At 62.3% G+C, this 26,183-nt stretch carries 19 protein-coding genes and 2 pseudogenes; 14 read left to right on the top strand and 7 right to left on the bottom strand.

Annotation, left to right across the window (positions count from 1 at the left end; all coding sequences use genetic code 11):
- Positions 1-56 precede the first annotated feature (56 nt).
- Positions 57-2,123 (top strand): VWA domain-containing protein, encoded by a 2,067-nt coding sequence (locus tag Thiofri_RS01950; RefSeq protein WP_009150091.1) that lies wholly within the window; start codon positions 57-59, stop codon positions 2,121-2,123.
- A 154-nt stretch (positions 2,124-2,277) separates the two neighbouring features.
- The gene (locus tag Thiofri_RS01945; RefSeq protein WP_040857289.1) at positions 2,278-4,167 is read left to right on the top strand and encodes a BatD family protein; all 1,890 of its coding nucleotides are present in this window, start codon (positions 2,278-2,280) and stop codon (positions 4,165-4,167) included.
- A 184-nt stretch (positions 4,168-4,351) separates the two neighbouring features.
- Here the strand turns inward: Thiofri_RS01945 and Thiofri_RS01940 are convergent, their stop codons facing one another.
- On the bottom strand, positions 4,352-4,897 hold the full coding sequence (locus tag Thiofri_RS01940) for a chemotaxis protein CheW (RefSeq protein WP_009150093.1): 546 nt from the start codon (positions 4,895-4,897) through the stop codon (positions 4,352-4,354).
- Between the two features lie 12 nt (positions 4,898-4,909).
- Positions 4,910-5,863, bottom strand: a pseudogene (locus Thiofri_RS01935) (methyl-accepting chemotaxis protein); the annotation flags it as partial.
- Between the two features lie 2,312 nt (positions 5,864-8,175).
- Here Thiofri_RS01935 and rpmB point away from each other — a divergent pair.
- Positions 8,176-8,412 carry a 50S ribosomal protein L28 gene (gene rpmB / locus Thiofri_RS01930; protein WP_009150095.1) on the top strand — a complete coding sequence of 79 codons (237 nt, stop codon included), beginning with the start codon at positions 8,176-8,178 and terminating at the stop codon, positions 8,410-8,412.
- A gap of 250 nt (positions 8,413-8,662) precedes the next feature.
- Positions 8,663-8,830 (top strand): 50S ribosomal protein L33, encoded by a 168-nt coding sequence (gene rpmG / locus Thiofri_RS01925; protein ID WP_009150096.1) that lies wholly within the window; start codon positions 8,663-8,665, stop codon positions 8,828-8,830.
- 293 nt (positions 8,831-9,123) lie between these two features.
- On the opposite strand, the gene Thiofri_RS01920 is transcribed toward rpmG, so the two are convergent.
- A complete protein-coding gene (locus Thiofri_RS01920; RefSeq protein ID WP_009150097.1) occupies positions 9,124-9,978 on the bottom strand; it encodes an SDR family NAD(P)-dependent oxidoreductase in 855 nt (284 codons plus the stop codon).
- 144 nt (positions 9,979-10,122) lie between these two features.
- Between Thiofri_RS01920 and Thiofri_RS01915 the strand changes: the two genes are divergently transcribed.
- A complete protein-coding gene (locus Thiofri_RS01915; RefSeq protein WP_009150098.1) occupies positions 10,123-10,482 on the top strand; it encodes an FmdB family zinc ribbon protein in 360 nt (119 codons plus the stop codon).
- Positions 10,483-10,543: 61 nt separating this feature from the next.
- Here Thiofri_RS01915 and ftsX read toward each other — a convergent pair whose 3' ends face one another.
- From ftsX to ftsY, 3 genes are all read right to left on the bottom strand, one after another.
- Positions 10,544-11,506 (bottom strand): permease-like cell division protein FtsX, encoded by a 963-nt coding sequence (gene ftsX, locus Thiofri_RS01910; protein WP_051024013.1) that lies wholly within the window; start codon positions 11,504-11,506, stop codon positions 10,544-10,546.
- Between the two features lie 7 nt (positions 11,507-11,513).
- Positions 11,514-12,185 carry a cell division ATP-binding protein FtsE gene (gene ftsE, locus Thiofri_RS01905; protein WP_009150100.1) on the bottom strand — a complete coding sequence of 224 codons (672 nt, stop codon included), beginning with the start codon at positions 12,183-12,185 and terminating at the stop codon, positions 11,514-11,516.
- A 132-nt stretch (positions 12,186-12,317) separates the two neighbouring features.
- Positions 12,318-14,042 (bottom strand): signal recognition particle-docking protein FtsY, encoded by a 1,725-nt coding sequence (ftsY, locus tag Thiofri_RS24675; RefSeq protein ID WP_009150101.1) that lies wholly within the window; start codon positions 14,040-14,042, stop codon positions 12,318-12,320.
- Between the two features lie 163 nt (positions 14,043-14,205).
- On the opposite strand from ftsY, the gene Thiofri_RS01895 reads away from it, so the two are divergent.
- From Thiofri_RS01895 to rsmD, 3 genes are read left to right on the top strand one after another with little or no spacing between them, the layout of a single operon-like run.
- Positions 14,206-15,801, top strand: coding sequence for a M16 family metallopeptidase (locus Thiofri_RS01895; protein ID WP_009150102.1), 1,596 nt, complete (start codon positions 14,206-14,208; stop codon positions 15,799-15,801).
- Positions 15,791-17,185, top strand: a complete 1,395-nt coding sequence (locus Thiofri_RS01890; protein WP_009150103.1) for a M16 family metallopeptidase — start codon at positions 15,791-15,793, stop codon at positions 17,183-17,185. The genes Thiofri_RS01895 and Thiofri_RS01890 overlap by 11 nt, the downstream gene beginning before the upstream one ends.
- Before the next feature lie 43 nt (positions 17,186-17,228).
- Entirely contained in the window at positions 17,229-17,771 is a 543-nt protein-coding gene (gene rsmD, locus Thiofri_RS01885; RefSeq protein ID WP_009150104.1) for a 16S rRNA (guanine(966)-N(2))-methyltransferase RsmD, read from the top strand.
- 89 nt (positions 17,772-17,860) lie between these two features.
- Here rsmD and Thiofri_RS01880 read toward each other — a convergent pair whose 3' ends face one another.
- Positions 17,861-18,274, bottom strand: a complete 414-nt coding sequence (locus tag Thiofri_RS01880) for a protein of unknown function (DUF1814) (protein ID WP_009150105.1) — start codon at positions 18,272-18,274, stop codon at positions 17,861-17,863.
- 763 nt (positions 18,275-19,037) lie between these two features.
- On the opposite strand from Thiofri_RS01880, the gene Thiofri_RS01875 reads away from it, so the two are divergent.
- From Thiofri_RS01875 to Thiofri_RS01850, 6 genes and pseudogenes are all read left to right on the top strand, one after another.
- On the top strand, positions 19,038-19,667 hold the full coding sequence (locus Thiofri_RS01875; protein ID WP_009150107.1) for a hypothetical protein: 630 nt from the start codon (positions 19,038-19,040) through the stop codon (positions 19,665-19,667).
- 45 nt (positions 19,668-19,712) lie between these two features.
- A complete protein-coding gene (locus Thiofri_RS01870) occupies positions 19,713-21,065 on the top strand; it encodes a DDE-type integrase/transposase/recombinase (protein ID WP_009150108.1) in 1,353 nt (450 codons plus the stop codon).
- Entirely contained in the window at positions 21,065-21,865 is an 801-nt protein-coding gene (locus Thiofri_RS01865; protein ID WP_009150109.1) for an ExeA family protein, read from the top strand. Before Thiofri_RS01870 ends, Thiofri_RS01865 begins: the two co-directional genes overlap by 1 nt.
- Positions 21,862-22,071: a hypothetical protein gene (locus Thiofri_RS01860; protein WP_009149578.1), complete on the top strand. Its 210-nt coding sequence runs from the start codon at positions 21,862-21,864 to the stop codon at positions 22,069-22,071. The genes Thiofri_RS01865 and Thiofri_RS01860 overlap by 4 nt, the downstream gene beginning before the upstream one ends.
- A gap of 2,472 nt (positions 22,072-24,543) precedes the next feature.
- Positions 24,544-25,240, top strand: a pseudogene (locus Thiofri_RS01855) (transposase).
- A complete protein-coding gene (locus Thiofri_RS01850) occupies positions 25,230-25,940 on the top strand; it encodes a phosphoribosyltransferase (protein WP_009150113.1) in 711 nt (236 codons plus the stop codon). The pseudogene Thiofri_RS01855 and the gene Thiofri_RS01850 overlap by 11 nt, the downstream one beginning before the upstream one ends.
- The last annotated feature ends 243 nt before the right edge of the window (positions 25,941-26,183 follow it).

Here is a 26,183-nt window from a genome sequence, read left to right as displayed (position 1 = left end):
AAATCGCGAGCAACAACGGCGATTGACCACCAAAACCCGATGATGGCAACACAGACATGCTAAGCGACTTTCATTTTTTACATCCCTGGTGGCTACTTGCTTTACTGCCACTGGTGCCAATTCTCTGGCTTGGCGCAACCAACCAGGGCAACGCCAGCAGTGCCTGGCGGCGAGTGATTGACGCCCGCCTGTTGCCAGTTCTGACTCTTCAGCCCGCAAAGATCGATCCGCTGGCCGCGCGCCTGCCGCTCATGCTGCTCGCGCTCGGCTGGTTGGTTGCCGTGTTGGCACTGGCCAATCCGACCTTCGAGCGCAAGCCGGTGCCAACTTACAGCGGCGGTCGGGATCGCGTGGTGGTGCTAGACCTGTCCCGCTCTATGGAGGCCGCTGACCTGACACCCAGCCGTCTGGCGCGCGCGCGTTACAAGGTGGCCGATATTCTCGCCCGGGTGCGCGACGGGCGCGTGGGGCTGATCGCCTTCGCCGGCGATGCCTTTACGGTGGCGCCTCTCACCCAAGACAGTGACACCATCCTGGCCATGCTCGAGGCCCTGCAACCCGATATCATGCCGGTACCCGGCAGCCGCCCCGATCTGGCCCTGGAGCGCGCCGACGCCCTGCTCGAACAAGCGGGCGCGACCAGCGGCGAGGTGGTACTGATCACCGACGACGCCGGTGATGAACGCGCCCGCGCCGCCACCGAGGCACTGAAAGCCCAGGGCCACCGGCTGGCAGTGATCGGCGTTGGCACTGCCGAGGGCGCGCCCGTGCCCGGGGTGCGTCGTGCCGATGGGCCGGTCATCACTAGCCTGGACGCCGACGCCCTGCGCGCCTTGGCACGCGCTGGCGGTGGTGCCTATGCGAAGCTCACCTCAGATGATCGCGATCTCGATGCCGTGCTGAGCACTGCCACCGCTGGTCGCAACCTGCCGGCAGAACTGACCGATAGCCAAATCCAGGCATGGTATCCGCTCGGCCCCTGGATCGCGCTGGCGCTGCTGCCGCTCGCCGCCCTGGCTTTTCGTCGTGGCTGGCTGCTGGTCACTTTGCCACTGCTGATCGGCCCCATGCTGATCGTGGCACCCGCACCGGCCCAGGCCCTCGGTTGGAATGATCTGTGGCAGCGCCGTGACCAACAAGCCGCGCAGGCCCTGGCGCAAGGGGAAGCCAAACGCGCGCGCGAATTGGCACCCGATCCCCAGCTGCGCGCCACCGCCGCCTATCGCGCCGGCGACTATCAAGCCGCCGCCCAGGACTTTGCCGCTGGCGAGACGGCCACCGACCACTACAATCGCGGCAATGCGTTAGCCCGCGCCGGCGCGCTCGAGGATGCTCTGACGGCTTATGAAGAGGCCCTGGCACTGGAGGAAGGACACGAGGACGCGCGCTACAATCGGGATCAGGTCAAAGAATTGCTAGAACAGCAACAAGAGCAAGAACAAGAGCAAGAGCAACAAGAACAGCAGCAGGACCAGGATTCCAAGTCAGGCGAGGACTCCTCTGATCAGAACCAGGATGGACAGTCTGGTGAAGAATCTGGTGAGAAACCCTCTGATCAGGACCAGGAGCAGGAGCAGGACCAAAGCCAGAACCAGTCCGAGCAAAGCCAGGACAACGAATCTCAGGATGGCGACTCCTCGGATGACGGCTCGGCGCAAAATGCGCAATCCGAGCCCTCATCATCGGACAGTCCGTCGCCCGAAAAGGGCGAACAGGAGTCCCAGTCGCCCCAGGACTCCCAGGCATCCGAGCAAGAACAGCCGCAACCATCCAGTGACGGCGGCCAGACAGACAACAACAATCAGCAGGCGAGCGAAGACCAGATCGAACCCGGGCGAGATCAGCAAGCCGAGCAACAAGCCGCCGAGGACTATCGCGAGGCCGCCGAGGCCGCACAAGCAGCGGAAGCCGAAGCAGAGGATGAGCAGGACAGCCAGCAAGCAGCTGCGGCCAGCCAGGCCGACGAGGGAACCCCGGAGGAACAGGAAGCCCGCGCCGCCGCCGAGCAATGGCTCAGACGCATTCCGGATGACCCGGCCGGGCTGCTGCGGCGCAAGTTCCTTTACCAATACAGCCAGCGCGCCGGACCGGAACAGAGTGTCGCCGCTGGCAAGCCTTGGTAAGCGGCAGGCATGACGATTGGATTGAAGAGCATCCTTCGCTCAGACATCGAAACGCGACTTTGCAGAGAGCGACACTATGATTGCCGGATTGAATAGACCAGGTTTCAAGATTACAAGGCGGTTGTTGGGTGCTAACCGGCTCATCCCGATTGCCATGTTGCTGTTGCTTGTTTGGCCATTGTTGGCCAGCGCCGCCGTCACCACCACGCTTGACCGCCAGCAACTTTACGAAGGCGATGTGCTGAACCTCACCATCGAGTCGAGCGGGCAGAGGCAGGGCGCCGAGCCAGATCTGACCCCGCTGGAGCAGGATTTCGACATCCTTGGTACCAGTCGCGGGTCGCAGATCAGCATCATCAATGGCCGCGCCAGTAGCAGCCAGCAATGGCGTATTAGCCTCAAGCCCAAGCGGCTGGGTGAGTTAAACATTCCGGTACTCGCTATCGGCGATGAATCCACCCAGCCCATGCAGGTCCAAGTGAGCGAACTACCCGCGAGCGCGCTTGGCAGCCCGGGTGACGATGTCTTCGTCGAGTTGGAGCTAGAGCGTCCCGCCGGCACGGCGGCCGATGAACCCGTGATGGTGCAGCAGCAGCTCCCGCTCGTCGTGCGCCTTTATAGTGCCCTGCCGCTGCGCGGCGGCACCCTGACCGAGCCGCGTGCCGAGGGCGCAGTGCTTGAACGTCTGGGGGGGGATCAGCGCTACAGCGCCAATCGCAACGGGCGTGAGTATCAGGTCATCGAGCGGCGCTACAGCCTGAGCCCGGAGCGCAGCGGCGAGTTGCGCATCCCGCCGGTGGTCTTCGAAGGCGAGCTGACGCCCGGAGCTTCCGGTGGCACGGGCGGCGCACGCCAGCGCTCGCGTCTTGATCGCATGTTCGAGGACTTCCCCTTCGCAAACGACTTTGCGACCTCTCCGCTGGCGATGCTTGAACCCGGCCAGCCGGTGCGAGCGCAGAGCCGGGCGCTGGCGCTGGAGGTGACCGCGCGCCCGGAGGCCTTCGCCGGTGGCAACTGGCTACCGGCCGAGGCGCTGAGCGTGGCTGACTCCTGGGCGGCATCGCCACCCAGTCTGCGCGTCGGCGAGCCGGTCACCCGCACCCTGACCCTGACGGCCAAGGGGCTGGTTGGCAGCCAGATTGCCGATGTCGATATGCAGGTGCCCGATGATGTGCGCGCCTATCGCGAGCCGACCGAGAACGAAACCCAAACCGATGGCCAGGGGGTTTATGCCGTCAGCCGCCAGTCCATGACCCTGATCCCGACCCGCGCCGGCACCCTGGAATTGCCGGAGCTGCGCGTGCGCTGGTGGGATATCACCGCCCAGCGCGAGCGCGAGACGCTGGTGCCGGCGCTGAGCCTTGCGGTAGCGGCGGCAGCTGGCCAGCAAGCGCCGGATGGTGAAGCGCTCGAGGCTCAGCCGGATATTGAGGCTCTCGAGGCTCAGCCGGATTCGCCAGCGCGCGAGGATCAAGGACTCGAGACCATGGACCAGGCCGCCACGCCCTCCGAGAAGACAGAGAACGAAACCGATCAGAGAGTGAGCCTGCTGGTGGCCGCCCTGCTGGCCTTACTGGCACTGGTCGCAGCCGGAGTGCTGGCCATGATGGCCATGCGCAAGCGCGGGCTAACGGGTGCGGCGGCTTCATCTGGCCAGACCAGCGCATCTGGCCCGGCCAAGGCCAAACCCGCGCCGCCGCGCCTTGGCGCGCTGCGCGAGGCGGTGCGTCAGGCCGCCGAGCAGCATCAGCCGCAGGCCACGGCCGAGGCGCTGCTGGCGCTGGGGCGGACTACCTGGCCGGATGATCCTCCGCTCAACCTCAGCATGCTGGCGCGGCGCCTGACCGAGCGCACCGAGGCGCGAGAGACCGATACCTCTGCGGCAGCGGCCATCACCGAACTGGAACGCGCGCTTTACGCGCCCCCCGGAGCAGGCTGGTCAGGGGATGGCTTTTGGGACTTGGTGCGCCCGGCTTTGGGTTCGGCGGATGCGCCGGTGAAGGACGCGCAAGGCGAGCTGCCGCCCCTGTATCCTGATCGGTAACTGGAGCGACATCCTATCGCTCATGGTCACGGCCACCCCAGCGGATGAAGCCCGTTGTTTCACGGTAAGGGTTAGCCGCAATGGCGACCCTTAGTTGGCAGTGTTGACCTGGTGGTCAACAGGAGGCGACCCGAAGGTCGCCCCCATCAGTTCAAGAATCAGCTCGCGGCTAGGGGGGCCGCAGCTATTCCGTTGGACCTAGATTGGCCCCTTCGGTCATCTTTTTCAGCTCGGCGAGTTCCTGCACCGAGAGCACATGGTTGATGGCGAGGATGATCACAAAGACATCCTCCACCCGGCCCATGGCCTGGATGAAATCCGTGCTGATATCCGAGCCGAAGGTGGGCGCCGGGCGGACGTCCTCGCTCGGAATATCGAGGATATTCTTGACCTCGTCGACCAGCATGCCAAATACATAGCTGCTGCGATTAGACTCGACCTCCACCACCACCACGCAGCTGCGCTTAGACAGAGTTGCCGCACCGCGGTTGAGTCGGGCCGCCAAGTCGACGATGGGCACCACATTACCTCTGAGGTTGATGACACCGCGAATGTGTTCTGGCGTCATGGGAACCTTGGTGATCTGGGGCGTTTCGATAATCTCCTGCACCGCATCGATGGGCATCGCGAGACGTTCCTCGGCGACCGAAAATGTCAGATACTGATTCGCCTCGTCACCGCTGTCGGTCCCGGCTTTGCCTGGCTGTTTAGATGCTGTTGCCTCTGTCATCGGGGTCTCCGCCTAAAAGCGTTCGAAGTCTAGTGAAGTTGGGTCCGCGTCATCCTGATCATCGGCAAGCTTTCCCTGTTGTGGGCGCTGTTGCGGGCGCGCGGCAGGCTTGGGCCGCGACGCCTGAGCGGACTTGCCGTGGGATACTTTGAAGAAGGCCATGGTTTCTTGCAACTGCGCGGCCTGGCCGCTGAGTTCCTCGGCGGTGGCGGCCAACTCCTCGGAGGAGGAGGCATTCTGCTGAGTGGCCTTATCAAGCTGCCCCATGGCCTCGTTGATCTGCCCAATGCCTGAGGCCTGTTCGCCCGAGGCGGCGGTGATCTCCTCAATCAACTCAGCCGTCTTGACGATATTGGGCACCATGTGCTCAAGCACGCGCCCGGCATCCTCGGCAATGGACAGGCTATTGGTGGCCAGCTGATTAATTTCCTGCGCAGTCACGCCGCTGTTCTCGGCCAGTTTGCGCACCTCGGCCGCCACCACGGTAAAGCCTTTGCCATGGTCGCCAGCGCGGGCCGCCTCAATGGCGGCGTTGAGTGCGAGCAGATTGGTCTTGTAGGCAATCTCCTCAATCATACCGATTTTACTGGCAATTTCCTTCATCGCGGAGACGGTGCGGTTGACCGCCTCGCCGCCCTGGCGGGCCTCCTCCGCCGAACTCTTGGCGATGCCATTGGTGACCCGCGCATTCTCGGTATTCTGCTGCACCGAAGAATTAAGCTGCTCGATGCTGGCAGTGGTTTCCTCGACGCTCGCAGCCTGTTCGGTGGCGCCCTGGCTCAACGCCTGGGCGGTAGAGCTCACCTCACTTGAGGCCGAACTGAGATTGTCAGCCCCGACCAGCACTTCGCCGACAATCTCGCGCAGTTGCTCGACCAGCCTATGCATGGCGCTGAGCAATTCGCCAATCTCGTCTTTGCGATCCGTGACCAGATTGGTGCGCAGATCGCCATCGGCCACCAGGCGCGCGACGCCAACGGCCTCGACCAGGGGTTTGCTCAGACTGCGCGCAAAAATCACGGCAATCAGCACCACCAGCAGGGTAAAAAAGCCGGTGATCATGGCCGTATTGCGCACCAGTTGCCAGACCGGCGCCATGACCTCGGCACGGTCTATTTCTGCCACCAGCGCCCAGGTGATCTTGCCAACCTTGACTGGCGTGAAGCTCGACAGCACCGGATTACCATTGTAGTCGGTAATGATGCGGGTGCCGGTTTCGCCGGCCAGAGCCGCGCGGGTGGCCGCAGTATCCACGCCATTGTCGGCGACAGTGCCAGCAAAGGAGGCTTGCACCGAGCGATTGTCAGGGTCGAGGAAGGAGTCCGAGCGCATGCGCTTGTCCGGTCCGACCAGGTAGGTTTCGCCGGTATCGCCCATGCCATCGCGCTGCTGCATGATGGCGTTGATGGTCTCCAACGGCATTTGCAGGGCCACAACCATCTCCACCTTGCCCTCGTGCAGCAGAGGCTGCGCGATGAAAGCGGCCGCAGCGCCAGCGGATGGGGCGTAGGAGGCGAAGTCCGCCACCCCCAGAGCGCGCGTGCGCACCACCTCGCGCACCAGCTCGGCCAGATTGGAGTCGCGGAATTCACCGTCGATCAGATTGGTCAGATAATCGGCCTCTTTGGCGACGGTGTAGAAGACCTCGCCACCGGGATGAATCAGGAACAGATCGTAGTAGCCGTATTGCTCTGTGTAGCGGGCGAACAGCGTCTTCTCCTCGCCCGGCGCCTTTTCGGTCAGCGCCTCTTCAAGGTTGCGCTTACTGATAATGGCCCAGTTAAGCCCCGCAATGGGCAGCGGGCTAGCCACCACCAGCACCAGTTTGCCGCTGCTGTCGGTGAAAATGCCGCTCACGGGCTGCCCGCGCAGCGCGTCCTGAATATAGGGCGTGGAGATAGGCGCGCCCATCACGTAGGCGCCATCGCCCATGGTCAGCATGTCGCTGCGAAAAGCGATCTGGCCATCGATTTGCCCGACCAGATAGCTCTCGCCGCTCTCGCCCATGCCGTTGCGGGCTTGCACGATAGCGTTCAGATCGGCGGCGGAGATTGGCTTGGCCAGGTAGCCGTCAGCGCCCGCGCCCTTGACTGGCGCGACCAGATAGCCGATCTGCACGCCGTCAGCGGCGGGGTCGGGACGGACGTCCGCCAGCGCCACGGCCAATTCAGGATCGGCGCGGAGCTGTTCGATGCCAGCTGCCAACGTCCCCTCAGCCGGGCGACCAACCCGCTCGGGACTGGCACTGGCATAGAGCGCCGTCCCCTTGTTATCGAGCAAAATCAGATCTGTCCAGCCGAGCTCTTCGGCTTCCCCGTTTAAGTAGACGCGTTCTTTCTCGGCGCGGTATGCCGGTGCCTCGCTCACCCCGGCGAAGGCCGCCCCCTCGCCCGCCGGTTGCCCCTGATCCAGATCGCCGGCCAGCACCCGCAGCGCGCTGCCCAGACGTTCCTGCTCGGCCAGCGCAGCGACTTCCCGTTGCCAGCGATCAAACAGGCGTTCGATGCGGTCTTTTTGTTCTTGATGTAAAGCCGCCAGGCTCTGATTGGCGTCGGCCTGGATGCGACGCACAATGTCGGCAAGAACACCGATATCGCCCTCACGCTCGGCAAAGTAGCGTTCGATCTGCCCCTGCTTAATGCCACGCACCGACTCCAATCGGGCATTGGCATCCTGCATCAGCGCATCGCGCGCCGAGAGGGTGCTCCAGGCGGCAACAACCAGCAAGGGCACCAGACTGCTCAGCAGCATCAGGGCGATGAGCTTGGGTTGCAGACGGATATTTTTGAGATTGAACATTAGTATTGTGTCCTGTTCCGCGATCTCTTCAGTGGTTTGGCCTGTGTCTTGGCCAGTGGTGTGAAAGCCTCTGGCTATGGTTCCCGGTCACCGGCACCTTCTCAGTGCCCAGTGATTCTCGGTGATACCTGTTTTTATTGCCGGTACATTCTGTTTTTATGGTATGACGCTTGGCGCCTGAGACGATATCCAGACGCGGAAAACTGGCATCGGCCCAAGCTGCATCGGGCAAAATACGCCTGCCATTGCTTCAAGCCTAGCAAACAGCGGCAGCGTGGTTTGAAATAATCAGGCGGAGCGCGCTGATTTCCCCTCGCCGGCCCGGCGTCTTGCAGCAGATGATCGCGCCGTCTTGACCACTTCATCCATGGGTTATACAATTGCCGGTTTCCATCGGCTGCTTGCTGATCGCGCGCGCCTGTCGCTTCGCCGACCATTCAGCCTGCCCCAATCATTTGGTTTCCCCGAGGTCAGCCGCCATGTCTCGAGTCTGTCAGGTCACCGGCAAACGCCCGCTGGCCGGTAACAATGTTTCCCACGCCCATAACAAAACCCGCCGCCGGTTTCTCCCCAACCTGCGCTACCACAGATTCTGGGTTGAGCCAGAAAAGCGCTGGGTGCGCCTGCGTGTCAGCAGCAACGGCATGCGCATTATCGACAAGAAGGGTATTGAGGTCGTGGTGGCCGAGTTGCGCGCACGCGGCGAAAAGGTCTAAAGACGCAAGACCGAGGATTCAACACTCTCTCAGAGTCTCGTTTTAGTCCGGGTTTTCGTGTGAATCACACGGATTCATTACCCTGGGTGGTCGGGACCATGAACCTTACTGTGAATCACACGGATTCATTATCCGGGGTGGTCGGGACCATGAACCTCAGGCCGGTTTCGGCACCACCCCAACAGATTCGTCTTCAGGTCGCCAGCGCGATCAGCAGCCAGGGACAGAGGTCCCGATCAGGAGATACAGCATGGCCAAAGCCGCTCGAGATAAAATTCGCCTCAATTCCAGCGCCGACACTGGTCACTTTTACACGACCACCAAGAATAAGCGCAATCAACCGGGCAAGATGGAGATCAAGAAATACGATCCCGTCGTGCGCAAGCATGTGATGTACAAGGAAGGCAAGATCAAATAGGTTCGGGTCATACGGCCAAGGCGCAAGCCACCAAGGGCCAAACTGGCCGCGCCTAACGCTCATGGTCACGGCCACCCCGGCGGATGAAGCCCGTTGTTTCACGGTAATACGCCCCAGCGCCCCAATTCCCGCTCCACTTGCCTCCTCCCCAAGTTCATTCAGGCGCATTCAGGCTCAGACTGCCGATCCAGGCCCCTAAGCCTGGCGCCGCCCAGGCAGTCACCACCTCACCTTCGCCCTCAAGCCACATTTACAGCGTCGCTGTCGACGCAGAGCAAGTGCGGTCTCGTGGATCAACCCCGCCCGCCCCGGCTCACCTTGCGCAGCAGAGCGTCGAGTGCCCAAGTGGGCAACAGGCGCCGCAATGCACCGAGCAGATGGGTTGGCAGGGTGACCGCATAGCGGGCCTTGGGTGTTGGGCTCTCGAGTGCCAGGATGAGCTTTTTCATCACCGCATCGGCTGGCAGAGTGAAAGGCTGCACTGCACCCTCCTGCTCCAAACGCTCGGCCATGCATTGGTAAGCCTCGGCATGGGGGCTGCCCGCAGGATCGACATAGGTCTGAAATGCCGCCCTGGCATTCTCCCGAAAGCGGCTCTCGATGGGGCCGGGCTCAATCAGAATTACCTGAATGCCGCTGCCGGCCAGCTCCAGACGCAGGGTATCGGTTAGCCCCTCGAGCGCGAACTTGCTTGCCACATAAGCACCGCGAAACGGCAGCGCCACCAGCCCAAGCACCGAACTGTTTTGAATGATGCGACCACTGCCCTGGGCGCGCATCAGCGGGATGACCCGCCGGGTGAGGTCGTGCCAGCCGAAAAGGTTGGTCTCGAACTGGGCGCGCAGCGCCTCGGGGGTTAGATCTTCCACCGCGCCCGGCAGGCCAAAGGCGCCGTTGTTAAAGAGCGCATCCAGGCGCCCATTGGTGAGTTGCAGCGCCGCATCAAGACCGCTGGCGATGCTGTCTGAGTCCGCCAGATCAATGCGCACCGCTGGCAATCCGGCCTGTTTGAGCGCCGCCACATCCGCAGCCCGACGCGCGCTGGCAACCACCTGATAGCCGCGCTCGAGCAGCCCCAAGGCGCAGGCGCGCCCAATTCCGCTGGAGCAGCCAGTGATAAGCACCCGGCGCGGTTCAATCTCGTCCATTCAAGGCATCTCCTGAAAAAGTCGCAGGCTCGGCTGTCGCCGGGCGGACTTGGTGAAAAAATCACGTCAGTTCCACTTGCGTTTAGCGCGCCACAACCCCATATTGCGCGGGTTAAACTTTGCGTTAAACCGAGGACCCCGACCATGCCCATTTACGAATACCGTTGCGAAGCCTGCGGCCATGAGATGGACGCCCTACAAAAAATCAGTGCTGCGCCGCTGACCGACTGTCCGGAATGTGGCGCATCGGCGCTGAAAAAGAAAATTTCCGCCGCTGCCTTTCGACTGAAAGGCTCCGGCTGGTATGAAACGGATTTTAAAAAGGATGGCCGCAAGAATGTCGTCGATGCGGGCGATAAGGCCGGCGATAAATCCACCGGCGACAAATCCAAAGGTGATGTTAAGAAACCGGCTAAGAAAGAGACCACCGCCGAAAAGCCAGCCGCGAAGGATACGGGCAAAGCGTCCGCCAGCAGCAAGTCGAGCACCAACAAGGCCGCCTGACCTCTGGCGCATTCAATTCAGCCCCATCTAGCCCCATCCCCAGCCAGGGCAAGCCGTCGCCTCAGCGCGACGGCTGCATGGCGCCGAGATGACGACCGACGGCAAACCAGCTGCCGAGAATGCCAAGCGCCGTGCCACCGCCAACCAGCACCAGCGAGGCCAGGGGGTCGAGCGCGTGCAGCAGAAAGACACTCTGATAGCTCTCCGCCAGTCGGTCTGCCGGGACTTGCATGGCCAGGACCATCAGCCACACCATCCCCCAGGCGGCCAGACCGCTTAGCAGCCCGTACCAGGCTCCGCTGTAGAGAAACGGCCGACGAATAAAGCCGGTGGTGGCCCCCACCAGGTGCATCACTTCGATTTCATCGCGTCGATTCTCGATTTCCAGTCGGATGGTGTTGCCCACTACCAGCAACACCCCGAGCGCCAGCGCCAGACTGAGCAGCCAGAGCGCGCGCTCTAGGAGTTCCACCAGCGCTTGCAGGCGATGCGCCCACTCGGTATCCAGCCGGGTGAAATTGACGTCGGTGAGTTGCTCGAGCCCGGCCACGAGCTGCTCGAGCGCCTTTTTTCCGCTCAGCTGCGGTGCCGGAAACACCGAAATCACTACCGGCAAGGGGTTCTCAGTGAGCTGATCGAGCGCCGCTCCCAGGCCGCTGTATTCGCGAAACTCTGCCAGGCCCTGCTCGCGCGTGATCACGCCTACGCGGGCGATATCGCTGCGCGCCTGCCATTGTCGCGCGAGCGCCTGGGCCGCCGCTTCATCGACACCGGGCTCGAGAAAGACGGAAATGGCCGCCGAGCCGTCCCAGTAGCCGCCAAGCACCTTGAGGTTTCCGGTCAGCACGTAGAGCGAGGCCGGCAACATCAGGGCCACTGCCATGGCGGCGACTGTCATGCCAGCCGCAAAAGGCGCGGCAGCCAGCCGCAGCAAGGTCACCAGCGCACTTTCGCGATGATGTGCGAGCCAGGCCTCGAAACGGGCGGAGAACGGGCGCCGCTGACGGCGCATGCGCTGTTTCATCGGGGTTTCACCAGCTGCCACCACTGTCTGCGTCCAACCGCCCCTCATGCAGGCGGATGATGCGGTGCTGCATGAAGCTGACAATGTCGATGTTGTGCGTGGCGATTAGCAGGGTGACGCCGACATCGTGAAAACGCTCAAACAGACCAAAAATCTCGCGCGACAGGTCCGGGTCCAGATTGCCTGTGGGCTCGTCGGCCAGAATCACCGGCGGGCGCGCCACCACGGCGCGGGCGATGCCAACGCGCTGCTGTTCACCGCCGGACAGGGTGATGGGCAGTGCGCGCTCAAAACGCAGCAGGCCGACCTGATCGAGTGCCGCGCGCACCCGCTTGCCGATTTCCTTGCGCGTCATGCCAGAGACGATCAGCGGCAGGGCGACATTGTCAAACACCGTGCGATTTTGTAGTAGCCGGTGATCCTGAAAAATCATGCCGATCTGGCGGCGGTAGTAGGGCAATTTGCGCGCTGGCAATTCGCTGATATTCATCCGATTGACCAGAATCTGCCCGCGGCTCGGACGATCCATCAGGCCGATCAGCCGCAGCAGGGTGCTCTTGCCGGCGCCCGAGTGGCCGGTCAGAAAGGCCATCTCGCCACTGGCCAACTCGAAGCTCAAATCCTTGAGTGCATCGCCACGTTCCGGGAACCTTTTCCACACACGCTCAAAGCGAATCATGGCTGTTTGCCCCCTAAAGGCAGATGCTGCGGGGATGCAGAGAACATGAACACCGAGCAACTGACCACTCGCGCAAGCGCCGCCATAGGGCGAATCAATTCGCCCCTGCGACTGGTCCACCGCTCAAGCATCCTAAGGCGATAACAGCGCATTGAGAAATTCATCCGGCTCAAAATAGCGCAGGTCGTCGATCTGTTCACCCATGCCGATGAAGCGGATGGGGATGCGCACCTGATCAGCCAGCGCGAACAGAATACCGCCCTTGGCGGTGCCATCGAGCTTGGTCAGGGCGATGCCGGTCAGCGGGATGGCGCGGTGGAACTCTTGCGCTTGATGCAGGGCGTTCTGGCCGGTCGTCGCGTCCACGACCAACATCACCTCGTGCGGCGCTTCCGGGTCGATCTTTCGCATGACCCGGGCGATCTTCTTGAGTTCCTCCATCAGGTTGCTTTTGGTGTGCAGTCGCCCGGCGGTGTCGGCGATCAGCACATCGATGCCGCGCGCGGTCGCGGCTTGCAGGGCATCGTAAATCACCGAGGCCGAATCCGCGCCCTTACCCTGGCTGATCACCGGCACCTGGTTGCGCTCACCCCAAGTCTGGAGTTGTTCGACCGCCGCAGCGCGGAAGGTGTCGCCTGCGGCGAGCATGATGGAGTTGCCCTCGGCCTGGAGCTTTTTGGCCAGCTTGCCGATGGTGGTGGTCTTGCCCACGCCATTGACGCCGACCATAAGGATGACCTGCGGGCGCCCAGGCGCGGGCTGGCGCACCGGGGCGGCACTGGCGCTGAGAATAGTGTTCAGCTCCGCGCGCAAGGCGGCGACCAGGGCCGCGGGCTTGGACAACTCATGCCGGCGCACGCGGCCGGATAGGTCCTCGATGATGCGGGTGGTGGCGGGCACGCCGACATCGGCGGTCAGCAGCAGGGTTTCGAGTTCCTCGAGCAGGTCCTCGTCGATTTCCTTGCGACCGCTGACCAGATCGCCGATATCGGCATTGAGGATGGCGCGGGTGCGGCTGAGCCCGGTTTTCAGCCGCGCGAGCATGCCACGACGCTCCTCGGCGGCGGCCGCTTCTGCCTCCGCTGCGGCAGCCGCAAGCAGGCTGGCGCGGGTGGCTTCGGATTCAGGTCCGGACTCGGTTGCGAGTTCGGTTTCGGGCTTGGAATCAGGCCCCGGTGTCGGCGTCGGTGTCGGCATCGGTGCGACTGGCCTGGTCTGCTTTGATACTGCGACTGTAGCTGGCGCCAGCGACGGCGTTTCTACCCGCCTCTGCGCAGCCGCCGGCGGCTTGACTGGCATTGGTCTCTTGCGCTTGGGTTTGCCGGCAGCCCCGTCATCCGTCGTCACCCCCTCACCTGGGTGATCGCTGCCCTGGCCGCGCAGGCGGGCAAAAAAACCGCCCTTCTTGCCGCCTTTGGCGTCTGACTTGCCCTTGTCGGCATCCTGCTCGGCTGCGGCCTGGCCCTTGCCCACAGGAATCGAGCCGGCTGGCTGCGACCGCCCTGTTGCTGAAGGGACAGACGCTGAAGGGACGGGTGCCGGCCGAGCCGGTGCTAAATCAACCGGTGCCGAATCAGCAGGCGCTAAATCGGCCGGTGTTGCCTGGCGGGAGGGCGCGGGTTTTGGCCTGGTCGCTTTGGTTGCAACCGGCGGGCTGGCGGCTTGGGCGGCCGTGCGGGCAGTCGGCAGTGGAAAGGACGCACCGGGCCGGGTGGTATCGGCTGCACGCCCTGCTTCGAGCCCGGACAGGGCGCCATGATCAGCTGCGGCCTTGGCCCTGGCCTCGGCGGCCGCTTGCAGCGCCGATTCATGCGCGGCTTGATCCTGCTTGTGTTTCTTTTTCCCAAATCCAAACATGGCTTGTGCGTGTTTCCGGCAAACTGGGGGCCGTCTGGAACGCAGCGCGCGCGCTTTGGCCCGCGCTGCCGGCTCCAGACACTATCTTGATGCCCCAGTATGCTAGCAGAAGGCGCCGAGCGAGTCCGGTCCCGCTGCCCGGCCCGAACCAAGCCGAAAGTCCATGTCCGCCGGGAATACCTGGAGTTTCCCTGATCCTGTCCCCATACTGAAGCGGACATTTCATCCAAACTGCCTGCTTAACCTGACTGCCGCCAAGGAGCTTCGCCAGAGTGCTATGAAGATTCCAATTTCTTACCCCAGACATCTCTTGCTTGGGCTACTCGCCAGCTCCCTGTCGCTCGGCGCGAGCGCAAGCCCTGCGCCGGCGGACAACGCGGCTACCGTCAAGCCCTCACCCGCAGCGGCTGAGTCGTCCCCGGGGGCTGAGCAAGTGTTCGAGAGAGTCCTGGATAACGGATTGAAGATACTGGTCAAGCCGGACAGACGCGCGCCCATTGTCACCTCTCAAGTCTGGTACAAGGTCGGCTCCAGCTTTGAGCACGGCGGCATTACCGGCATCTCCCACCTGCTTGAGCACATGATGTTTAAAGGGACGGAGAATCTGGCCCCAGGCGAGTTCTCGCGCATCATCGCGGCCAATGGCGGCGATGAGAACGCATTTACTAGCCGCGACTACACGGCCTATTTCCAGACGATGGCTGCGGACCGGCTGGAGATTTCTTTTGAGCTGGAGGCCGAGCGCATGCGCCGACTGGCACTGCCGGAAGAAGAGTTCTTGAAAGAACTGGAGGTGGTCAAGGAAGAGCGCCGCCTGCGCACCGACGATGACCCCGAGTCCCTGACCTTCGAGCGCTTCAATGCCACCGCCTATGATGCCTCGCCCTATCGCATCCCGGTGATCGGCTGGGCGAGCGATCTGGAATCCGTTCAAGTCGAGGATCTGCGCGCCTGGTACCGGCTCTGGTATGCGCCCAACAATGCCACCCTGGTGGTGGTCGGGGATGTCGAGCCGGAGGCGGTCTTTGCCCTAGCCGAGAAGCACTTCGGCCCCTTACAGCCAGAGCCCATCGCCGCACTCAAACCGCGCACCGAGCCCGAACAGCTTGGCGCCAAGACCTTGACCGTTGCCGCACCAGCCAAGGAGCCCTACCTACTGTTTGGCTACAAAACCCCGGCGCTGCGCGATCTTGGTCCGGACAGCGAGCTTGCCTGGAAGGCCTATGCGCTGGAGATGCTGACCGCCGTGCTCGACGACGGCGCCAGCTCACGTTTTAGTCGCAACCTGGTGCGCGGTCAGCAGGTCGCAGCGGCGGTTGATGCCAGCTACAGTGCCTTCGGGCGCCTGTCCGGCATGCTGCTGTTCGACGGCACTCCGGCCAAGGGCAAGAGTATCGCCGAGCTGGAAAAGGCCATGCTGACGGAAATCGAGCAGCTGCGCGAGGAGCCAGTCAGTGCCGAAGAACTTGAGCGGATTCGCACCGGCCTGATTGCCGGCAAAATCTACGAGAAGGACTCGGTCTTCTACCAGGCCATGCTGCTCGGTCAGCTCGAGAGTGTCGGCCTGGGTTGGGAACTGGCCGATGATTACGTCGCCCATCTGGCCGCCGTGACGCCTGAGCAGATTCAGGCCGTCGCCCGCGAATACATCCGCCCCGACAACCGCACTCGCGCCGAACTGGACCCTCTCCCGCTCGACGGAGCTGACCAACAGGCAAGCGCCTCGCCGATCCAAGGAGGGCAAGGTCATGTTCGCTAAAATGTTACAACGCTTGCCCGTCGCCGGCGCCCTGCTCGCTCTGCTGGTCTCGACCCAAGCCGCGCTGGCAGCACCGGAGATCCAGGCCTGGCAGACCGACGCTGGTGCCAAGGTGCTCTTTGTCGAGGCCCCCGACCTGCCGATCCTCGACATTCGCGTCGCCCTCGATGCCGGTAGCGGACGCGATGGCGCCCGCCCGGGCATCGCCTCCCTGACCGCCAGCCTGCTCACCCAGGGCGCCGGCGACTGGGATGCCGACACCATCGCCAAGCGGGTCGAGTCCATCGGTGCCCAGCTCAGCGCCAGCACGGATCGCGACATGACCACCGCCAGCCTGCGCACCCTGACTGATCCGCCGACGCTCGAGACCGCTGTCGAGACCCTGACGCAGGTCCTGAGCAGGCCACGCTTTGCCCCAGAGGATGTCGAGCGCATGCGCCGCAACCGTCTGACCGCCCTGCGTCAGGCCGAGCAGGACCCTGGCACCGTTGGCAGCAAGGCACTCTATCGTGCCGTCTTTGGCGATCATCCCTACGCCAGCGATCCATCCGGCACGGCAGAGAGCGTCGAACAACTCGAGCAAGAGGACTTCAAGCGCTTCCACCAGGATTACTATCGCGCGAGCGGTGCGACCATCGCCATGGTGGGCGCCATTGATCGCGCTCAGGCCGAGGCCATCGCCGAGGCGATCAGCTCTGGCCTGCCAACAGGCAAGGCACCGCCGCCGCTGCCGCCGGTGGCGGGTCTCGACCAGGGCCAGATCCAGACCATCAATTTCCCATCCAGCCAGACACATCTCTACGCTGGCCTGCCCGGCATGAAGCGCGGTGATCCGGATTATTTCCCGCTCTATGTCGGCAACCATATTCTTGGTGGCAGCGGGCTGGTGTCTCTATTGATGGAACAAGTGCGCGAGAAACGCGGCCTGTCCTACAGCGTTTATAGCTACTTTCTGCCGCTGGCGCAGCCTGGGCCCTTTGTGCTCGGCCTGCAAACCAAGAACGCTCAGGCCGAGCAGGCGCGCAGGGTGCTGCTGGATACGCTGCGACAGTATGTCAGCGAAGGCCCGAGTGAAGAGCAGCTCGCCGATGCGGTCAAAAACATCACCGGCGGCTTTCCGCTGCGCATCGCAAGCAACGGCAAGATCGTCTCCTACCTGGCGGTCATGGGCTTCTACAATCTGCCGCTCGATCACCTGGAACGCTTCAACGAGCGCGTTCGCGCCGTCACCCGAGAGCAGATCCGCGATGCCTTTGCCCGCCGGGTGAAGCCCGATCAATTGCAGATTGTGATGGTTGGCCAGCCCGAGACCGAAGAAACGCAGGTCGCCCCTGAGCAAACTCCAAGCCCTGAAAACACGGAAACCAACGCTGGCAACCTCTAAGCGGACACCAGGGCGCAAGTCTCCAACGGGCAAACTACGCCTGATTGGCGGTCGCTTCGGCGGCCGCCGCCTGCCCATTCCTGATCAACCCGGCCTGCGCCCCACTGCTGAGCGCACCCGCGAAACCCTGTTTAACTGGCTGCAACCCGTCATCGCCGGCAGTCGCTGCCTGGATGCCTTCGCCGGCAGCGGCGCCCTGGGCTTCGAGGCTCTGTCACGCGGTGCCGCGCAGGTGGTGATGCTAGAGCGCAATGCCGCCGTAGCACGTCAACTGCAATCCAATGCGAGAACCCTGGCAGCGGAAAATGCGTGCATCCATGCAGCCGACAGCTTGCACTGGCTGGCAACCGTCAACCCAACACCCTTCGACATCGTCTTTCTCGACCCACCCTTCGCCGAACATCTGCTCCCGGCCAGCCTGGACGCACTCAGCACCCGCCCCTGGCTGGCAGCCGGCGCGCGTATCTATCTCGAAACCGATGCCCGCGAGCCCTTCCCCAACCTGCCTTCCGGATGGTCATGGCTGCGCGAGAAAACCGCCGGACAGGTGCGCTTTGGGCTGGCACTGGCGGGAGTCGCGGACTGATGCGCGCCCTTCGTCGCCTTTATCCTGAGGATGATCCAGGATACGGTGACCGCCGCCCCCAAGTTCGCCCTCAAGTCACCCCCCCCAAGTCACCCCCCAAGTCGGCGAACTCCTGGCAGAAGATCCATCGTAAACGAATCGTTCAAGCGAATGGCGTGCAGATGGTCGCCATCGAACGGATCCGCTTCGCCAGCCATGGCAGCACACACACCATCCGGTAATTCGGCAAGTGCCGCAACCCAGCGAGCGGAATTGCCCGGATCAGGCGCGACCGCGATATCGATATCCGTCGTCATACGCACGTAGCCGTGGGCAGCCAAGGCATAGCCGCCGACTAGGATGTAGCGAACTCCAGCGCGGTTGAGCAGCCGCACCGTCGTGATGACATCCTGCCATGTCGCGGGGCGTGTATATTCAAGATCATTGTCACCGCCAGCATCAGGACTGCTCTCACTCGCCCGGCCCGCGTCTTTTCCTAGCCATTTCCGCCACCAGCTCAGCATGCCATCGCTCCCAGTCCGCATTTGCCTCTTCCATTGTGGCATAGCGGAAAATACCCTTGGGAACCCGCGTTTCCCGCACGGCCATGGTCTCAGACCACCTCTGTGCAGCCGGTGTTGGCGCGCCTAGCTTGCCGACCGGACGTTCCTGCCGACGCCCAATCACGCGACGAATGGGTTGTTGATCCATGCAAACCTACCTGTCAAGCCGCTGCATGTAATTGTGGAAGACGATGGTCAAGGTCATTCTGATAAAGATCGATGATCGGAAAGCAAAGGTCGTAATCGCCCTTTAGCGCGCGAGCCGGTAGCGCCCGCCCTCAAGTTGCAGCAGGCCGAGTGATTCTAGGGTGGCGAGGATTTCTGCGATCTTGGGAGCGGTTCTCTTTGGGTCAGAAAATTCCTCTGTCAGTTCCTCCAGCCTGCGCGCTTGTTTGCCGAGAGCGGAGATGTTCGCTAATTTTCCGTGTTCTTCAGCCGAGGCGAAGCTGCGGCATAGAGCCTTGTCATTACATCGACAGCCTTTGCGATGGCGCCGTCCCAGGTGTAGTTTCTCTCCTCTATCCACGAACCACCGCCGGAAATTCCCCCCACTGCACCACCGGTGAAACGGCGAACCGGTGGAGCAAAGCGGCGCGCCTGGGCCACGCGCTTTCTCACAGCCTTCCCCGCCCGGGCAAGTGCGCGCGGATGCGCCACACTGAGCAGAGGGATCACTGCAACAGAAGTGGCCCGTCCAGTTCACCGCTGGACGGGCCGGAGGCCGGTGCAACTGCGCTTTGCATACCGAGGCACCGGCGAGGAGTACGTTAGCGCCAAAGGCTGGGAGCAGACAACGCTCAAGCGCTGTCCCTTGCATCCCCAGGGTGGCTGCCACTTCGCCCGTCATGGCACCTACGCACGTATCTCCCCGCCGGGAACGCTGATTTGCCGCTACTACTGCCCGGAGGGCCATCGCACCTTCAGCCTGCTGCCGGACTGCTATGCCGCGCAGCTCACCGGTCAGCTCAGCGAGGTCGAGGACGTGGTCAAGGCGGTGGAGAACGCCCCCAGCCAAGCCGTCGCCTGCGAACAGTTGCGCCCGGACATTGAGCTCCCGGGCGTGCAGCGCTGGGTGGGACGCCGAGTCGGTGCCGTGCGCCTGGCCCTGCATCTGCTCAAAGGTCTGCTCCCGGAGCGTTTCGCTGACTGTGCCGCCACCCTGAGCGCCTTTGCCCTCACGCTCGGGCTCCTTGACGGCTGTGGTGTGCTGGTGGTGCTGCGCGGGATCGCCGAGCCTTGGTTGCAACAACTTCCCGCCCCGCTCGGATTCCGTCCCCGGCATCGGGTGGTTGGCGGGCGGCGCGCCGCCCGCCAACACCCGACGGGGGCGGACCCCCCGGGGAAGAATCGTTAGGGTCGCAAGGGCAGGCACTGGGCCTGCGCTGTGAGGAACCGACCCATGACTGATTGTGATTCCGACGCCGAACGGCGCCAGCAGATCGCCTTGTTTCGCCACCAGGTGATTGGCGAGCTCGTGCATTTTCCCGAGGGCCACAAGGGGCTGTATGCGCTGATTGAGCAGAAAGCCGCGCGTGACTATGTCATCCCCGGCAGCCAACGCACCCGGGTGGCGGCCGAGACCATCCGTGATTGGCTCAAGGCCTATCGCCGCGGTGGCTTTGATGCCCTGTTACCCAAGCCACGCGCTGATCGCGGCCAATCCCGGCGCTTGCCAGCCGAGGTGGTGGAGACGCTGCTGGCGATCAAGGAGGCCAACCCGAAACTCTCCGTCCAGCTGGTCATCCGCGCAGCCCGTGAGCGCCCCGAGGTGCCCGAGGCACTGCCCCTGCCGCCCTCGACCGTGCATCGGCTGCTCGCCCGCCATGGGTTGATGGAGCCACCCAAGGAGACGCCGGTCGATCAGGACCGGCGCCGTTTCGCCTTTGCCCAGGCCGGGGAGCTGTGGATGAGCGATGTGATGCACGGCCCCAGCGTGGTGGTGGGCGGGCGAGTGAAGCGCAAGACCTATTTGATCGCCTTCATCGATGACGCCACCCGGGTGATCCCGCATGCGGCCTTCGCGCTTTCGGAGAATACGCGGGCGTTCTTGCCGGTGCTGAAAACGGCGGTGGCCAAGCGCGGGCTGCCGGCTCGGCTGTATGTCGACAATGGCGCCAATTACCGCTCCCAGCAGTTGGCGCTGGTGTGCGCCAAGCTGGGGATCGCCTTGATTCACGCCCGTCCCTATCGCCCTCAGGGCAAGGGCAAGATCGAGCGTTGGTTCAAGACGGTACGGGCGCAGTTGCTCACCCGGCTGACCTCGGAGGATACCGCCAGCCTGGAGGCGCTCAATCGCCGGCTGGCGACCTGGGTCGAGGGGGAGTATCACCTCAGTCCCCATCGCGCCCTGGAGGGGCTCACACCGCTGGAGCGGTGGGCGCAAAGCGCCGAGGCGCTGCGTTATCCCGAGCCGTCCTTGGATCTGGCCGATGTGTTTTTGTTCGAGGCCCAGCGCAAGGTGCAGAAGGATCGTACCGTGAGTCTCAACGGGGTGGTCTATGAGGTCGATGCGCTCTTGGTGGGAGAGACGGTGACCTTGCGCTTCGATCCCGAGGCGCCGCCGGAGCGTGGGGTGCAGGTGTGCCATCACGGCAAACGCATCGAAGTGGCGCGTCCGGTGCAGACCTATGCCAATTGTTTTGTCCGTCGTGAGCGTCCGTCCTCGACCCTGCACAGCGACACCCCGGCGGCGGAGCCAGCGCCCTCGGCGCTGCGCCTGCGTGAGCTACCCGATGACGGGGAGGTGCGCTGATGTATCAGAAGCATTTCGCACTCACGGCTTTTCCCTTTGATGTCACGCCGGAGCCGGATGCGCTCTTTGCCTCCAGTTCCCTGGCCGAGGCCGAGGCGCGGTTGAAGCACTTGCTCGAGTTGCGCGGCATTGGCCTGGTCACCGGCGAGGCGGGATCGGGGAAAACCACGGTGTGCCGCAAGGTGGCGGCGGAGCTGCATCCGGGCTTGTATCGGGTGTTCTATGTGCCGCTCTCGACGGGTAATGTGATGGATATGTACAAGTCGGTGGCCTGGGAGTTGGGACTGCCGACGGAGCGCAATCGCGCGGCGGCCTTTCGGGTGATTCGCACGGAGATTTCGCGTTTGACCCTGGAGGCGAGGCAGTGCCCGGTGCTGATCGTCGATGAGGCGCATCACTTGCGCAATGATGTCTTGGAGGATTTGCGCTTGCTGACCAATTACCGCATGGATGCGGAGAATCGCTTGTGTCTACTGCTGGTGGGACTGACGGAGTTGCGCCGGCGCTTGGCGATGGCGGTGCATGAGTCGTTGGCGCAGCGCGTTGTGGTGCGTCATCACTTGAGCGGCCTGACGCGCGAGGAGGTGCCTGGGTATTTGACCCATCGCCTGCGCTTGGCGGGATGTGAGCTTGAGGTGTTCGAGCCGGCGGCGGTGGAGGCTTTGTTTCAGGCGACTCAGGGGATGCCACGCAAGCTCAATCGGCTGGCGCATTATGCGTTGATCAGCGCGGCGAGCGAGAAGGCGCGCACGGTGAGCATTGATCACGTGCAGCTGGCACGTGAGGAGGTGGGGCCATGAGTGCGCGGCACGAATCGGAATCCTTGTCCGTGACCTTGCCAAGCCATTGGACTGGGGAGCAGGCGGCAGCGGTCTATACCTTGCTGTGCGAGCTGACCCACCTCGTCGAGGCGCGTTACCACCATCAGTTACAGACGTGGTTTGTTGGGGAGGAACCGGGCGAGCAGTTGGATCTGTTCGGCTTTGATGATCCGATGCCGTTCTGAACCCTCAACCGGCGGCGGGTGATACGGCCCACCGCTCCATCAACCCGGGCCGGGCGTGCGTCGCACCCCGGCCTTTTTTGTTGTCCGCTCTTCGTCGATCAGGGTCCGTCCGTGCCCTGGTGAGCGTCTCGGGCTCTTCCATCTGCTCCCTTTTTTTCACCGGGTGGATCAAAGCGGCAAATGTCTGTCTTTTCGTCTCGATACAGTTTGGAAAATTGCCGGTGGACTAAATTGAGAGCTAACACATGGAGACTCCCCGGGGTCCGAGGCCGTATCGAGCCTTACATTGAGAGCACGTGGTAACCAGGGAGATCCAACAGCCGGTCTGCGGGAGGTGGGCACCGATGAACAAGTCTAATCAACGAGGACATCGGCGGTGGTTGCTGGAAGTCGGAGCCACTCGTATGAGCGATGACGCCCGGTAATGCGGGTCGAGCAAAGGAGTGGCGGTTTGGGAGATTGCATTGGTCTAACACGCCCCTACACCGAGAGGACTCTGCGCGTGAAAACGAGAGCCGATGCGATTCACACCAATGGAGCCAAGCGCGAGAAACATGGGTGGTCTGATGGAAGGAGGGCTTTCTGTGTTGATGGGTTGAGACAGCCCATTCCTTGGTGAATGACCTGAACTGGGAGCCGGATGGTGTAACACTCCAAGTCCGGTTCTGCGAGGAGCCGGGTAACGAAGCTGCGCACGGTCATAATATTGTGGCACCGCCGGGAAACCAGGCGGAAACAGAGAAAACAAACCTTGACCTAAACGCGGACAAGTTCCCGGCTTACTCTCCGTGCGGCCTGGCAAGGCCGCGTGCTCTAGCGGGTTAGAGTCCCGCCCGGGTAATCGTGAGCCGCGAGCCCGGTATCAAGCCTTACGGCGCGAAGGGTAACTGACGCGTCGGTGCGTAGGCATGAAAACAGGCGAGGTGCAAAGGTAGCGGGTGAAGCCGCCCCTGAAGGTGTAGAGCCCCGAAAAGAATTTGTCGGAGAGTGCCGACGGGTTTGTCCCCCCGGCAGGCAACACTCCATGTCGCGTCAAGGTCAGTGGCATGGAGACTCCCCGGGGTCCGAGGCCGTATCGAGCCTTACATTGAGAGCACGTGGTAACCAGGGAGATCCAACAGCCGGTCTGCGGGAGGTGGGCACCGATGAACAAGTCTAATCAACGAGGACATCGGCGGTGGTTGCTGGAAGTCGGAGCCACTCGTATGAGCGATGACGCCCGGTAATGCGGGTCGAGCAAAGGAGTGGCGGTTTGGGAGATTGCATTGGTCTAACACGCCCCTACACCGAGAGGACTCTGCGCGTGAAAACGAGAGCCGATGCGATTCACACCAATGGAGCCAAGCGCGAGAAACATGGGTGGTCTGATGGAAGGAGGGCTTTCTGTGTTGATGGGTTGAGACAGCCCATTCCTTGGTGAATGACCTGAACTGGGAGCCGGATGGTGTAACACTCCAAGTCCGGTTCTGCGAGGAGCCGGGTAACGAAGCTGCGCACGGTCATAATATTGTGGCACCGCCGGGAAACCAGGCGGAAACAGAGAAAACAAACCTTGACCTAAACGCGGACAAGTTCCCGGCTTACTCTCCGTGCGGCCTGGCAAGGCCGCGTGCTCTAGCGGGTTAGAGTCCCGCCCGGGTAATCGTGAGCCGCGAGCCCGGTATCAAGCCTTACGGCGCGAAGGGTAACTGACGCGTCGGTGCGTAGGCATGAAAACAGGCGAGGTGCAAAGGTAGCGGGTGAAGCCGCCCCTGAAGGTGTAGAGCCCCGAAAAGAATTTGTCGGAGAGTGCCGACGGGTTTGTCCCCCCGGCAGGCAACACTCCATGTCGCGTCAAGGTCAGTGGCATGGAGACTCCCCGGGGTCCGAGGCCGTATCGAGCCTTACATTGAGAGCACGTGGTAACCAGGGAGATCCAACAGCCGGTCTGCGGGAGGTGGGCACCGATGAACAAGTCTAATCAACGAGGACATCGGCGGTGGTTGTTGGAAGTCGGAGCCGCTCATAAGAGCGATGACGCCCGGTAATGCGGGTCGAGCAAAGGAGTGGCAGTTTGGGATATTGCGACGGTATAACACGCCCCTACACCGAGAGGATCAATGCGCGTGACAACGAGAGCCGAAGCGATTCACATCAATGGAGCCAAGAGCGAGAAGCATGGATGGTCTGATGGAAGGAGGGCCTTCTGTGTTGATGGACGAGAGTCTATCCCTTGGTGAATGCCCCGAACTAGGAGCCGGATGGTGTAACACTCCAAGTCCGGTTCTGCGAGGAGCCGGGTAACGAAGCTGCGCACGGTCATAATATTGTGGCACCGCCGGGAAACCAGGCGGAAACAGAGAAAACAAACCTTGACCTAAACGCGGACAAGTTCCCGGCTTACTCTCCGTATACTTAATTCTAGACGAAGAACGCCAAATGGGGTTACAGTCTTATTAAGGCGTTCGTGACGGGTGAGAAATTGACCGAACAATGGCAAGACTCCCGAGAGTGGTGGTTCCGGGGTTACCGCATCATGTAACGCAGCGCGGCAATCGGCGGCAGCAGACGTTTTTTAGCGATGACGACTATGCGGAGTATCGTCGTTTGTTATCGCTTTCTTGTCGTGCCTGCGAAACGCGGGTGTTGGCCTACTGCTTCATGCCCAATCATGTGCATCTGATTCTGGTGCCGGCGACGGAGTTTGGTTTGCGGGATGCCTTGGGTGAAGCCCATCGGCGCTACACCCGGATGATCAATTTTCGCCATGGCTGGCGCGGTCACCTGTGGCAGGAACGGTTCCACTCGTTCGTCATGGATGAGCGGCATTTGATCGCCGCTGCCCGATATGTGGAGCTGAATCCCGTGCGCGCGCCTGTGCCAACGACCGGAGGATTGGGAGTGGTCGAGTGCGCGCGCGCATTTGGCGGGAGCGGATGATGCGCTTGTCCAAGTCGGGCCGCTATTGGAGCTGATTTCGGACTGGTGCCGTTTCCTTGGCGAGCCGGAGGACGGGGACACCGTCGAAGCATTGCACGCCCATGCCCGCACCGGGCGCCCGCTCGGCGGGGATGATTTTGTCGAAGCCCTGGAGCAGCGCCTCGGTCGTGCGCTCAAGCGACAAAAGCCTGGACCAAAGCCACGCCAACGGGAGACTGACACGCGGGATCTGTTCGACAATGACGCTTAAACCGGCCCGAACCCTATGGCGCGATTTTCCGCCAGTGGTGATTCACAGCCCTGAAATCGCGGTCAAGCGGCATCCCGACTATCGAGCGGCAAAATCCGGGGATGTGCAAGCGGCGTTTTCGCTGGTCAAAGCGACCATCGCCGAGCCGGCGGTGCTGAAGATTCGCGAACTTGTTGCTGGGCGTCAAGTTATCCTCGCCTCGGCACATGCCGTTGAGCGTGACGGGGTGAACGCGATTCCGGAAGCCTTGGCGGATGAACTCAGTGCTCGTCTCAGTCTGCCGGTTGATGAAGGCTTGGTGCAGATCAACATTGTCGGTCATACGGGCGCGAATGGATTTGCTCGCCTGGCCAGACCGGCCGCATTCGATGGCGAAGTCATTTCCGGAGCCTCTTACTTTCTGGTGGATGATTTTGTCGGACAAGGTGGAACGCTTGCAAACCTAAAGGGGCATATCGAATCGAATGGCGGCGTCGTCATCGGTGCAACGGTACTCGCCGGCAAACCCTTTTCCGCCGTTCTGTCGCCAACACGAGAGCAGCTCACTGCGCTGAGGGAGAAACATGGACAAACACTTGAAACCTGGTGGCACGAGCGTTTCGGTTATGGGTTCGATTGCCTTACTCAATCAGAAGCTCGTTACCTCGAACGTTCCCCGGATGCTGACACCATCCGAAGTCGCCTTATTGAGGAAGAGTAAGCAGGAAATCGCCGAGCATTATCGAGCTTCGAGGAGATAGACTCTAGTTTTGACAAAAGCGATAGCAATCGCCGCCTTTACACGGAAGAGAATCAAAGGAATCAAAGAAGGAATCAAAGAAGGAATCAAAGGGGCCGTGGTCGAAATTTAATCAAAGGGGCCAGTGCGGCCTGGCAAGGCCGCGTGTTCTAGCGGGTGAGAGTCCCGCCTGGGTAATCGTGAGCCGCGAGCCCGGTATCGAGC

This window comes from Thiorhodovibrio frisius (genome assembly GCF_033954835.1).
GTDB lineage: Bacteria > Pseudomonadota > Gammaproteobacteria > Chromatiales > Chromatiaceae > Thiorhodovibrio > Thiorhodovibrio frisius.
Note: the sequence above shows the minus strand (reverse complement) of the source record. Positions and strands in the feature narration are given on the sequence as shown.

What these genes read in the sequence shown, in the direction of transcription:
- Thiofri_RS01850 (WP_009150113.1), top strand. Translation starts at nt 25,230, where the DNA reads ATGACGCTTAAACCGGCCCGAACCCTATGGCGCGATTTTCCGCCAGTG.
- Thiofri_RS01870 (WP_009150108.1), top strand. Translation starts at nt 19,713, where the DNA reads ATGACTGATTGTGATTCCGACGCCGAACGGCGCCAGCAGATCGCCTTG.
- ftsX (WP_051024013.1), bottom strand. Translation starts at nt 11,506, where the DNA reads ATGAAACAGCGCATGCGCCGTCAGCGGCGCCCGTTCTCCGCCCGTTTC.
- Thiofri_RS01890 (WP_009150103.1), top strand. Translation starts at nt 15,791, where the DNA reads ATGTTCGCTAAAATGTTACAACGCTTGCCCGTCGCCGGCGCCCTGCTC.
- Thiofri_RS01950 (WP_009150091.1), top strand. Translation starts at nt 57, where the DNA reads ATGCTAAGCGACTTTCATTTTTTACATCCCTGGTGGCTACTTGCTTTA.
- Thiofri_RS01895 (WP_009150102.1), top strand. Translation starts at nt 14,206, where the DNA reads ATGTCCGCCGGGAATACCTGGAGTTTCCCTGATCCTGTCCCCATACTG.
- ftsE (WP_009150100.1), bottom strand. Translation starts at nt 12,185, where the DNA reads ATGATTCGCTTTGAGCGTGTGTGGAAAAGGTTCCCGGAACGTGGCGAT.
- Thiofri_RS01880 (WP_009150105.1), bottom strand. Translation starts at nt 18,274, where the DNA reads ATGCTGAGCTGGTGGCGGAAATGGCTAGGAAAAGACGCGGGCCGGGCG.
- rpmG (WP_009150096.1), top strand. Translation starts at nt 8,663, where the DNA reads ATGGCCAAAGCCGCTCGAGATAAAATTCGCCTCAATTCCAGCGCCGAC.
- Thiofri_RS01945 (WP_040857289.1), top strand. Translation starts at nt 2,278, where the DNA reads ATGTTGCTGTTGCTTGTTTGGCCATTGTTGGCCAGCGCCGCCGTCACC.
- Thiofri_RS01860 (WP_009149578.1), top strand. Translation starts at nt 21,862, where the DNA reads ATGAGTGCGCGGCACGAATCGGAATCCTTGTCCGTGACCTTGCCAAGC.
- Thiofri_RS01920 (WP_009150097.1), bottom strand. Translation starts at nt 9,978, where the DNA reads ATGGACGAGATTGAACCGCGCCGGGTGCTTATCACTGGCTGCTCCAGC.
- Thiofri_RS01865 (WP_009150109.1), top strand. Translation starts at nt 21,065, where the DNA reads ATGTATCAGAAGCATTTCGCACTCACGGCTTTTCCCTTTGATGTCACG.
- Thiofri_RS01940 (WP_009150093.1), bottom strand. Translation starts at nt 4,897, where the DNA reads ATGACAGAGGCAACAGCATCTAAACAGCCAGGCAAAGCCGGGACCGAC.
- Thiofri_RS01915 (WP_009150098.1), top strand. Translation starts at nt 10,123, where the DNA reads ATGCCCATTTACGAATACCGTTGCGAAGCCTGCGGCCATGAGATGGAC.
- ftsY (WP_009150101.1), bottom strand. Translation starts at nt 14,042, where the DNA reads ATGTTTGGATTTGGGAAAAAGAAACACAAGCAGGATCAAGCCGCGCAT.
- rpmB (WP_009150095.1), top strand. Translation starts at nt 8,176, where the DNA reads ATGTCTCGAGTCTGTCAGGTCACCGGCAAACGCCCGCTGGCCGGTAAC.